Here is a 10,138-nt window from a genome sequence, read left to right on the forward strand (position 1 = left end):
ACCTTCCCGGCTCCGCTACGTGCCGCCGGGACAACGCACGTGCCGGCACCGCAGGCACGTCACCCCATTTTCGGATTAGATGCCGCCGTGAGGCGCAGCGTTTGCGCGGCCGGACCGGCGCAGCGCTACAGTGCGACAGTGGGAACATCGTGGCCGCGCCCGAGCGTGCGCATCTCGGCGCTCATCCGGCTGGTGGCCGAGCACATGCTCGCTGCAGCCGACACCGCTGCGGAAGAGGTGACGGCGGCAGCACACGAGTCAGCGGATTACCGCGCGGTGCTCGACGATCCGCAGCTCGTGGAGGCGGACCGCCGGATGAACAGGACCAACATGCTGCACTGGTTGTCCGCGAACATGCAGGATCCCGGCATGCGGGTTCCGCCGAGCATGGATCCGGAGATCCTGCAGTTCGCGCGGGACGTCGTGCGCCGCGGACTGGACCTGCACGACCTAGGTTCCTGGCGCGGCGCTCAGCACGGCGCGTGGTCGATGTGGGTCGACGGCTGCTTCGCCGCCACCACCGACCTCGACGAACTCCGGGAACTGATAAAGGTGTCTGAGCGCTCGATGGCGACATTCATCGACGATTCGATCGCCGCGCTCGACGAGTTCGTGGAGAGGGAGCGCGTCGATCTCGCCAAGGGGGCGAACGCCGAACGACACGCCACGGTCCAGTTGCTGCTCGAAGGCGCGCCGATCGGTCGCGCGAGGGCGGAATCGCGTCTCGGCTACGCGTTGACGGGGGACCACGTGGCCGCGATCATCTGGAGCGATTCGGCAGACGAGGCGGCGGGCCTCGACACCGCTGCGGAGGCAGTGATGCGGATGTGCGGTGCCGGGCGCCGGCTCACCCTCAACGCGAGTACCACCGCCCTGTGGGTGTGGGTCTCGGCGCACGTGGTCCCTCCGACCGAGGTCGCCGAACGGATCGTCGCCGAAACACCGGGGATCCACCTCGCCTTCGGACGCCCGGGACAGGACCTCGAAGGTTTTCGTCGCAGCCACCTCGACGCGGCGTCCGCGCAGCGGATGCTGGCCCGGTTGGGCTCGAACCGGATCGTCGTGCGCTACGAGGACGTCGCGTTGGTCTCGGTTCTCACCGCCGACATGGCGCAGGCCGATCAGTTCGTCACCGACACGCTGGGCGACCTGGCCATCGCCGACCCGGCGCTGCGCGAGACGGTGCTTACCTACATCCAGGAGCGGTTCAACGGCTCCGCCGCCGCCGAGCGCCTGTTCACGCACAGGAACACCGTCGAGCGGAGGCTGGCGCGAGCCGACCAACTCCTGCCTGTGCCGCTCGCCGAGAGCGCCGCGAGCGTCGTCGCCGCGCTCATGCTCGTGCAGCTGCGCGACTGACACCCGCGGCGTCCCGACCGGGCCGTCTCGCCCCGGCTTACCCCGCCACGGCGACGATCCTCGCCTGGGCCGCGAACCCGAGATCGCCGAGGCCGGCGTCCACAGCGGCGGTGAGGTTCTCGATGGCGGCGGTGAACACGCGCGCCCGGATTCCGGATTCCGGCTTCGGCTTCCGCCATGATGGCGGCGGCCCCGTCGAGGCCCTGCGCGTACGTCGCGATCGTCGCCTGGTCCGTCGCGAAGTCGTCGCCGTCGATCGCGGCCGTGGCGGTCTCCGCCTGGGTCGATGCGAACACCGCCGGCGTGAGGTTGTCGAGCAGGGACCGATCGACACCCTGACCGAGCACATAGGTCGCCGCCTCGACGTACGCGCTGACCGCGGGCACCAGGAACATGCCGACGAGTCCCGCGTTCAGGACGCTCGCGGTCCTGACCTCCGGCGACACCCACACCGACATTGGAGTCAGGGCCGTGAGCGTCTCGCCGTGTGCGGCCCACGCGGTTTCGGATCCGGAGTAGAGGATCGCCGCCGCCTCGGTGCCGATGCCGGCGGGATAGCCGAGGCTCGAGCCATCCAGGTAGTCGGTGCCGCGTCCACTGGCCCACTCTGCGAACGAGTCGACCTCCACCGGCGTGCCGCTGCCCACGTTGACGAGCGTGGCGCCGGTCCAGCCCGGCACGTCCCGCAGGACGGCGAGCGCATCGTCGTAGGTGGACAGGCAGGCCGGCACGAGCGGTGCGGCGCCGACGGCGTCGGCGACCTCCTGCACGGGTGTGATCGCTTCGCTCGCCAGCGCCTCGGCCTGGCGTGTGTACGGTTCCACACGGCGACGCTGTGGCCGGCGCCGGCCAGTGTGCGTGCGAGTGCGGCCTCGACCGCTGCAGCCGAGCACCGTGACGTCATGAGTGGTGTTCTTGTCCATCGGTGTTCCTCCTCTTCGTTCGAGTTCGGTCACGGCCTACATCGGAAGGTCCGGCGAGTCCACGCCGACCACACGGTCGCCGCAGAACACCCGGATCGACTCGGCCGGACCGTGCCCGCCGATGCCAGACGGACCCCAGAAGCTCTGCGCGGAGTCGTCGCCGAGGTCGGCGACCTTCGCGCCATTGACGCGGATCTCGCCGGACTTGATCCGGGCGCCGACTGCGATCGCGCGGTCGGTGTCGGTGCCGAAGACGTACGCGTCCAGGCCCGACGGGTGCGCGTTCGCCGCCCGCAGCGCCTCCTCTTCGGAGTCCACGCCGTGCAGCGAGACGACCGGCCCGAACAGTTCCGCCGTCGTGCGGGCGGGGTCGGAACCGGTGGCGACCGTGGGGGACAGGAAGAACCCTGCCAGCGCGGGCCGCTCGCCCGGCTGGTCGATCTCGGCCCCGAGCGCGCGCAGGCCGTCGATCCGCTTTCGCAGCGTGCGGAAGTGCGGCTCGTTGGAGATCGGCCCGATGTCGGTGGCCTCGTCCAGCGAGTGCCCGATCCGCAGCTTCGCGATGCGCTCTCCCAGCGCCTCGCGGAGCGGCTGGACCAGGTGCTGCGGCGCGAGCACCTTGCCCGGGCCCTCGCACCACTGGCCGTTGAGGTTCGTTATGCCCGTGATGATCCCGTCCGCGGTCACGCCGAGGTCGGCGTCGTCGAGCACGATCACCGGGTTGTTGCCGCCCAGCTCCAGCTGCAGGACCTTGAAGTCCTCCGCCGCCGCCCGGGCGATCGCTCGGCCCGCGCCCGGGCCGCCCGTGAACGAGACCACCTGGACACGGCGGTCGCCCGTCAGCGCGGCGCCGATGTCGCCGGGGCCGTGCACGAGCTGGAGGGCCCCGTCGGGCAGGCCGGCGTCGACGAAGCACTCGGCGATCACCTGCGCGCTGGCGGGCGCGTGCTCGGACGGCTTGAGCAGCACCGGGCAGCCGGCGGCGATCGCGCTCGCGACCTTCGCCGCCGGGATGAAGCTGGGGCCGTTCCACGGGGTGAGGATCGCCGCGGGACCCCACGGGATCCGGTACAGCCGAACGTCGCGGCCGCCCGCGGGGAGAGCGGTGACGCGGGCGATGTTCCGCGCCTCGGCGGCGGCGCCGCGCAGGCGGTGCGGGAGGAACGCCGCGATCTTGCGGGTGGCGCCGATCGCCGTGCCGCTGGTGAGCGCGTCGAGCCGCGCGATCTCCCCGAGCCGCTGCTCGACGTTCGCCGCCGCCCGCTCCAGCGCCTCGGCGCGTTCGATCCGGACGTCGTCGGCGGTAAAATCCGTCGCGTCGTAGACGCGCTGCGCGAGGTCCAGCGCCCGGTCCAGATCGGCCTGGGTGGTGGTCACCGCGCGGTGCACGGGCTCGCCGGTGTTCGGGTCGACGTTCCAGGTGTCGAGCGTCTCGCACTCGACCCACTCCCCGGCGATGTAGCTGCGGGGCTGGGCGAGGGTGGTGGTTTCGGTGGTCACTGGGTCACCTCGGTCTCGGAACTGGTGGGCATGGCGACGACGATCCGCGTGACGTCGCCCGATTTCATGGCCTCGAAGCCCTCGTTGATCTCCTCGAACGGAATGACGTCCGTGACCATCTCGTCGAGCAGCAGTCGGCCCTGCTGGTACAGGCGGGCGAACTGCCCGATGTCCTCGCGTGCCTGGCCGGAGCCCATGTAAGAGCCGATCAGGCGCTTCTCGCTGAAGAAGAAGTCGGAGGCGGGGACGGGCACGTCGGTCCCGTCGGGTGCGATGCCCACCAGGCACGCGGTGCCGGTGGCCCGCACGATCGCGAGCGCCGTCGCGGCGGTGCGTGCCGAGCCGACGGCCTCGAAGGCGTAGTCCACCCCGTCGCCGAGCAGCTCGGTGATGTCGGCCCGCACCTCGCCCGCACCGTTGATGGTGTGCGTGGCGCCGTACTCGTGCGCGGCCTTGAGCCGGGCGTCGTCGAGGTCGATGCCGACGATCGCCGAGGCGCCCGCGAGCCGCGCGCCCTGGATGATGGCCGAACCGACTCCGCCGCAGCCGATCACCGCGACGGTGGAACCCGGGCGCACCTGCGCCCCGCGGAACACCGCGCCGACGCCGGTCACGATGCAGCAGGACAGCAGGCAGCCGACGCGGGTGGGCACGTCGTCGGGCAGCTTCACCGCGGCGTTCGCGCGGAGCAGGATGTGCTCGGAGAACGCGCCCACGTCGCCGAGGCGCGCGACGGGCGTCCCGTCGGGCAGCGCGTACGCGGGCCGGGGGCGGCGCCGGATCTCCGCCTGCCGCTGGCACTGGGTGGAGCGGCCGGCGTTGCAGTTCGCGCAGTGTCCGCACGACGGGGTCAGCGCGCCGGTCACGCGGTCGCCGGGCTTCAGGTCGGTGACGGCCGAGCCGATTGACTCGACGATGCCCGCCACCTCGTGCCCGACGACGACCGGGACCTCGGATTCGACGGTTCCGGTCATATAGTGCAGGTCACTGTGGCACAGCCCCACGTGGGTGGCGGCGACCCGCACCTCGTGCGGCTCGGGATCATCGACACGGATGTCGGTCAGGTGCAGGGGCCGGCCCACCTCGGTGAGCACGGCGGCGCGGGTGATGATCATCGGTTCGCTACGTTCGCGGTGGCGGGTGTGCGTGCGTCCCAGAAGCCCTGGACGCCGGCGGTGAGCGCGCCGCTGTTCCAGGACTCGTCGGCCGCGGCGTCCTCGCGCTCGAAGGCGCGCTCGATCTCCTCGATTGACGGCCGCAGTAGCTCCAGGTGCAGGGCGGTGTTGTTGACGCCCTCGGGGGTCCACGCGTGCACGGTGTCGATGGCGCGGTCCAGCAGTGCTTCCGGCTCAACGATCTCGTCGAGCAGGCCGATGGTCAGCGCCTCGTCGGCGCGGACGCGCTCGGAGGCCAGGACCATGCGCATCGCGTGGCCGCGGACGATGCGGGGCAGGAGGATGCTGGACGCGTTGGAGATGGTCAGGCCGCGTCCGTTCTCGGGCTGGTAGTACTCCGTCCGGGGCGTGCCCAGTCGGGCGTCGCAGCACAGCGTGATCTCCGACGCACCGCCCACGGCGATGCCGTTGATCGCCGCGATCACGGGCACCCGGGTCTCGATCACGGCGCGGGTCACGTCGTGGAAGCTCTCGAAGCTCTCCCGCATCTCCTCGAACGATGTGGGCGCGGCGGCGAGGTCCTCGCCCGCGCTGAACGCGCGTCCGGTCCCCGTCAGCACTACGCCCCTGGCCTTGTCGCCGGTGCCGTACTCGCGGATCAGCGCGGAAAGGCGCCGGCGCATCGGCGCGGTGAGAGCGTTGAGCTTCTCGGGGCGGCGCAGCGTGATGACGGCGACCTCCCGGGTCACCTCGACAAGCACGTTCTCGGTCGCCTGGTCGGTGTTATCCATGTGAAATCTCCTTGGTCGACGGTGCTGACGCGCGCAGGTCATGGACGGTGCCGGGAGCCTGCGCGGCGCGGGCCTTGAGTGCGGGTTTGGATACCCGCTCGGACGGGGTGCGCGGGAAGTCCGCGACGAATTCGACGTAGCGCGGAACCTTGAATCGGGCGAGGTGCTCCGCGACGCGGGCGACGATCGCCTCGGCCATCGAACGGTCCGCGGGGACATCCACCGCGAGCTGCACGAAGGCCTTGACCTCCTCGCCGAGCACGTCGTCCAGTTCGGCGACCACGGCGGTCGCGACCACGGCCTCGTCGCGCTCGAGCGCGGCCTCCACCTCCGCGGCGGCCACGTTCTCCCCGCCGCGCCGCACCATGTCCTTCAGGCGGCCGACGAGGCGGATCCCGCCGTGCTCGTCCTTGACGGCGACGTCACCGGTGTGGAGGCGGCCGTCGCGCAGGGTCCTCTCGGTCTCCTCGGGGCGGTTCCAGTAGCCGAGCATCATCGGCGTTCCGGCCACGGTCAGCTCGCCCGGTGTCCCGGCCGGGACCTCGGCATCGTCGGCGTCCACGATCCGGACCTGCTTGGTGGGGACGGGATGTCCGAGGGTTCCGCTGCCGACGGCGGCGGTGTCCGCGAACGGGCTGAACAGGTCGATCCCGCTTTCCGTCATGCCGTAGAGCTCGCGCCAGGGTGCGCCCCAGCGCTCCTCCAGCGCGGCGTGCAGCGCCACGGGGATCGCGGAGCAGAACACGCCGCGCAGCCGGTTGTCCCGGTCCTCCGGGCCGGGCGGCTGCTTGAACAGCAGCGTGGGCATCGATCCGAGCACATAGCAGAACGTCGCGCCGTGGCGGCGCACGTCGCGCATGAATCCGGACGCCGAGAACTTCGGCAGCACCACCAGCGGAGCGCCGGTCGTCAACGCCAGCACGGCGTTCCACTGCGGGTCCATATACGAGAAGGGCTGGGCAGTCAGCAGCACGTCGTCGGTACCGAGGCCGGCCGCTCCGGCGCAGGTCCACCCGATCCGGGTCCAGTAGTCGTGCGTGAGCATGCACGCCTTCGGGAAACCGGTGGTGCCCGACGTGTACTGCAGGTTGGACAGGGTGTCCGGGCGGATGTCCACGGCGGGGGCGGTCGACGGGTGTTCTGTGCCGGTAGTCTCCGCGATGTCGACGACGCCGACGCCGGCGACCGCCGGATCGCTCGCGATCACCTCCCGTACCAGCGGAAGGTGGTCCGCATCGGTCGCAATCACGCGGGTGCCGGAGTCCTCCAGCACGAACCGCAGGTCGGTCGCGCGGTAGGCGGAGTTGACCGGCACGGCGACCGCGCCGGCCTTGAGCACGGCGAACCAGGTGAGCGGCCAGCCGGCGACGTTGGGCAGCATGATCGCAACCCTGTCTCCAGGGACGATGCCGTGGTCCGAGATCAGCAGGTGCGCGAGCCGCGACGACGCCGCATCGGCCTGCTCGTACGTCCACGACTCGCCGCCGAACCGCAGCAACTCCGCGCCCGGCGTGCGGGCGGCACCGTCGGCCAGAAGTCCGGTGACGGTGCCGATCCGCGGGGCGTCGCCGAACTCGCTCGGATCGACGGCGACCCGCCGCCCGGCGTCGTCGGTGTGCGAGGTGATTGTCACTGCCAGGCCTCCTGTCGGCTCTTCGATTCGTCGACGATCCAGCTCATCGCCGGGTCGTCGCTGTCCATCCACTCGGGGTGCCACTGCACGCCGAGGATCGGTGCGCCGAGCATCTCGACGGCCTCGACGACACCGTCGGACGTCCGGCCCGTGACGATCAGGCCGTCGCCGCATCGGTCGACGGCCTGGTGATGCCACGAGTTCGTGGTCATGGTGGGGCCGAAGACCCGCGCCGCGGTCGAGCCCGGCTCGAACCGCACCACGTGGACGGCGTCGCCGTCGGTGGGCGCGGACTGCGGGGACAGGTGCGGGATCGGCCCCGCGGGAAGGTCGGCGATCAGCGTGCCCCCGAGCGCGGTGTTGAGCACCTGCAGGCCGCGGCACACTCCCAGCACGGGGATCCCGCGGTCTATGGCCGCACGGGTGAGGGCGAACTCGTACTCGTCGCGTTCCGGATCGTGCGCGTTGGTGTCGGTGCGCGGGTCCACGTCGCGCACGACGGAGGTGTCGCCGCCCCAGCGGGAGGGATGGACGTCCTGCCCGCCGGTGATCACCACGCCCGACAGCCACTCGCTGGCGTCGTCGGGGGCGGCGTCGTAAGGCAGATGCACCGGCACGCCGCCGGCCTGCGCGATGCGGGTCGCGAACGCGGACATGAACGAGTCCATGCACGCCTTGCCGTACCGGGGGTCGGATCCGGCGATCAGGCTCAGTTCGAAACGGCGGCCGGTGATCCCGATCAGTGGCCGGCGGCTCATGAGAACTCGAAGTAGCGTCGGGATTCCCACTCGGAGAGTTCGGTGTACGGGTCGCCGCCCTTGGTGTGGAACTCCATCCACTCCCAGCGGCGCGACGCCGTCCAGAAGTCGACGAACTCGTCGCCGAGATATTCGCGGAGGATCTCGTCTGCGTCGAGCGCGGCGATCGCCTTGGTGATGGAGTCGGGGATGCGCGCGACGCCGCAGTAGTCGGGCAGGCACCACGCCATATCGTCGACCTGGGGCGGGGCCTGCATCTTCCGCTCGATGCCCGCGATGACACCCGCGAGGACGCCGGCCAGCGCGTAGTACGGATTCACGTCCGATCCGGGCACGCGGTACTCGAGGCGCGAGTAATTCGGGTGACCGGCGATGGCACGCAGCGCCGCGGTCTTGTTGTTCACGCCCCACGAGATGGTGGTCGGCGGCCCCGACACATCCACCAGGCGCCGGTACGAGGTGATCTGCGGCAGCGCGAGCAGCGTGTTGCCGGCCATCGTCGCCATGAGTCCGCCCACCGCCTGCAGCATCACCTCGGACGGACCGTCGGGCGAGTAGAACTGGTTCACGCCGTCGCGCTGCAGCGACAGGTTGATGTGCGCGCCCTGCCCGAAACCGGCGGTCGGTTTGGCCATGAAAGTGACCGAACAACCTTTCTCGCAGGCGATCTCGCGCATGACCTGCTTGGTCCGCACCCACGCGTCGGCGAGCGCCAGCGGCTCGGTGGGGGCGATGTTCAGCTCCGTCTGGCCGGGCGCGGCCTCGTCGGTCCACGCCTCCCAGACGATGCCGAGCTGGTCCAGTCGGTCGGTGACGGCCTCCATGTAGTCGATCCAGTCGGCGGACCGGGCGAGGCAGTAGGTGGAGCCGGTGTCGCCGCCCAGCGGAGTCAGGCCGCGGTATCCGCGGGCCCGGGCCTCCTGGATCGACTCCTCGAACAGCGTGGTCTCGATCTCCACCGCGACGGTGGCGGTGTAGCCCAGCGCCGCGAGCCGGTCGATCAGCAGGCGGACCATGTTCCGCGGGCAGATCGGCACGGGGCGGCCGTCCTTCAGCCAGAAGTCGCCGATCACGGAATCGACGCCGGGCTTCCACCGCACCAGTGTGCTCATGTCGGGGATCATCGAGATGTCGTAGAGGTTGCCGCGCCAGTCGGGGTAGGCGTCGCCGAAAACGATGTCGGTACCCATGTCGATCGCGAACAGGATGTCGGCGAACGCGAAGCCGGATTCCCGGCCCGACGCGAATTTCGCCGGTGTCACGTTCTTGCCCATGAAGCTGCCGTCGTGGTTGGTGGCCTCGAGGCGGAAGGCCTTGGCGGGGGCGTTCACTACGGGTGCGGCGAGATCAGACATCGAATCGAACCTTCCAGGAGGCGGCGGTCATGACGGACAGTTGCGAGAGAGTCCCCTGCACGCGCAGGCCGTGCTCCAGGGCGGAGAGCAGGTAGTCGGCTCCGGTGAACACGCCGGCCAGCTGATCCGCGCTGCCGACGATGCGGTAGGTGTCCGGGCCCGCGCCGAAGTGGGCCTCCTCGGGGCCGTCCGGACCCAGCGCCACCGCGACCAGGACGTCCGGTATTCCGCGGATTCCGCGGGTGAGGTCCCAGAACCGCGCGGCCGCGTCGCGCCACGCCGGCGGCTGCGGGTACAGCGCCTGCCGCACAGCTTCGGCCAGCAGGGGATCGCCGTCGGAGGCGACGACGGCCACGCGGGAGTCGAGGTCGACGACGAGCGCGGCGTCCGTGCCGCCGGTCACGCCACCGGTGACGGTCGCGGCACCGTCGCCCACGACGACGGTGGCGGCCTGGGGGGTGTTGTGCGACCGTACGGCGACGGAGCCCGAGAGGCGCTCGAGCGCATCGACGGCGTGTCCGGTCCGGAACGAGTCCCGCAGGGTGCGGCCGAGCAGCCGGACGATCGGCGTCGCATCGTCGTCGATGACGACCCGGGCGTCGCCCGTGACCGGGGCAGGAGGGCTGGTAGTGGTTTGCATGGCGTGTCCTAATCGGTAGTGGGGGAAGATGTTTCCGGAGAGGCGGCCGATGTTGTACGCGGTG

8 protein-coding genes are annotated in these 10,138 nt (G+C 70.8%); 1 reads left to right on the top strand and 7 read right to left on the bottom strand.

The features are described from left to right. The first annotated feature begins 138 nt into the window (after positions 1 to 138). The gene (locus tag ASU23_RS01030) at positions 139 to 1,359 is read left to right on the top strand and encodes a CdaR family transcriptional regulator (protein ID WP_058037007.1); all 1,221 of its coding nucleotides are present in this window, start codon (positions 139 to 141) and stop codon (positions 1,357 to 1,359) included. Between the two features lie 959 nt (positions 1,360 to 2,318). On the opposite strand, the gene ASU23_RS01035 is transcribed toward ASU23_RS01030, so the two are convergent. Genes ASU23_RS01035 through ASU23_RS01065 form a run of 7 tightly spaced genes read right to left on the bottom strand, consistent with a single transcriptional unit; the run spans position 2,319 to position 10,074 of the window. Then, complete coding sequence (locus ASU23_RS01035) at positions 2,319 to 3,782, bottom strand: aldehyde dehydrogenase (protein ID WP_058036962.1); 1,464 nt, start codon at positions 3,780 to 3,782, stop codon at positions 2,319 to 2,321. Continuing rightward, on the bottom strand, positions 3,779 to 4,897 hold the full coding sequence (locus ASU23_RS01040) for a Zn-dependent alcohol dehydrogenase (RefSeq protein WP_058036963.1): 1,119 nt from the start codon (positions 4,895 to 4,897) through the stop codon (positions 3,779 to 3,781). The genes ASU23_RS01035 and ASU23_RS01040 overlap by 4 nt, the downstream gene beginning before the upstream one ends. Further along, positions 4,894 to 5,688 (bottom strand): enoyl-CoA hydratase/isomerase family protein, encoded by a 795-nt coding sequence (locus ASU23_RS34625; protein ID WP_058036964.1) that lies wholly within the window; start codon positions 5,686 to 5,688, stop codon positions 4,894 to 4,896. The genes ASU23_RS01040 and ASU23_RS34625 overlap by 4 nt, the downstream gene beginning before the upstream one ends. After that, positions 5,681 to 7,321, bottom strand: a complete 1,641-nt coding sequence (locus ASU23_RS01050; RefSeq protein ID WP_058036965.1) for an AMP-binding protein — start codon at positions 7,319 to 7,321, stop codon at positions 5,681 to 5,683. Before ASU23_RS01050 ends, ASU23_RS34625 begins: the two co-directional genes overlap by 8 nt. After that, on the bottom strand, positions 7,318 to 8,079 hold the full coding sequence (locus ASU23_RS01055) for a gamma-glutamyl-gamma-aminobutyrate hydrolase family protein (RefSeq protein WP_058036966.1): 762 nt from the start codon (positions 8,077 to 8,079) through the stop codon (positions 7,318 to 7,320). The genes ASU23_RS01050 and ASU23_RS01055 overlap by 4 nt, the downstream gene beginning before the upstream one ends. Next, positions 8,076 to 9,434, bottom strand: coding sequence for a glutamine synthetase family protein (locus ASU23_RS01060; protein WP_058036967.1), 1,359 nt, complete (start codon positions 9,432 to 9,434; stop codon positions 8,076 to 8,078). Before ASU23_RS01060 ends, ASU23_RS01055 begins: the two co-directional genes overlap by 4 nt. Next, entirely contained in the window at positions 9,427 to 10,074 is a 648-nt protein-coding gene (locus ASU23_RS01065; protein WP_058036968.1) for a hypothetical protein, read from the bottom strand. Before ASU23_RS01065 ends, ASU23_RS01060 begins: the two co-directional genes overlap by 8 nt. Positions 10,075 to 10,138 lie beyond the last annotated feature (64 nt).

This window comes from Rhodococcus sp. KB6 (assembly GCF_001445685.1).
Taxonomy (GTDB): Bacteria; Actinomycetota; Actinomycetes; order Mycobacteriales; family Mycobacteriaceae; genus Rhodococcus_F; species Rhodococcus_F qingshengii.

Coding starts and splice junctions, on each gene's coding strand:
- ASU23_RS01055 (WP_058036966.1), bottom strand. CDS start 8,079: ATGAGCCGCCGGCCACTGATCGGGATCACCGGCCGCCGTTTCGAACTG.
- ASU23_RS01060 (WP_058036967.1), bottom strand. CDS start 9,434: ATGTCTGATCTCGCCGCACCCGTAGTGAACGCCCCCGCCAAGGCCTTC.
- ASU23_RS34625 (WP_058036964.1), bottom strand. CDS start 5,688: ATGGATAACACCGACCAGGCGACCGAGAACGTGCTTGTCGAGGTGACC.
- ASU23_RS01040 (WP_058036963.1), bottom strand. CDS start 4,897: ATGATCATCACCCGCGCCGCCGTGCTCACCGAGGTGGGCCGGCCCCTG.
- ASU23_RS01065 (WP_058036968.1), bottom strand. CDS start 10,074: ATGCAAACCACTACCAGCCCTCCTGCCCCGGTCACGGGCGACGCCCGG.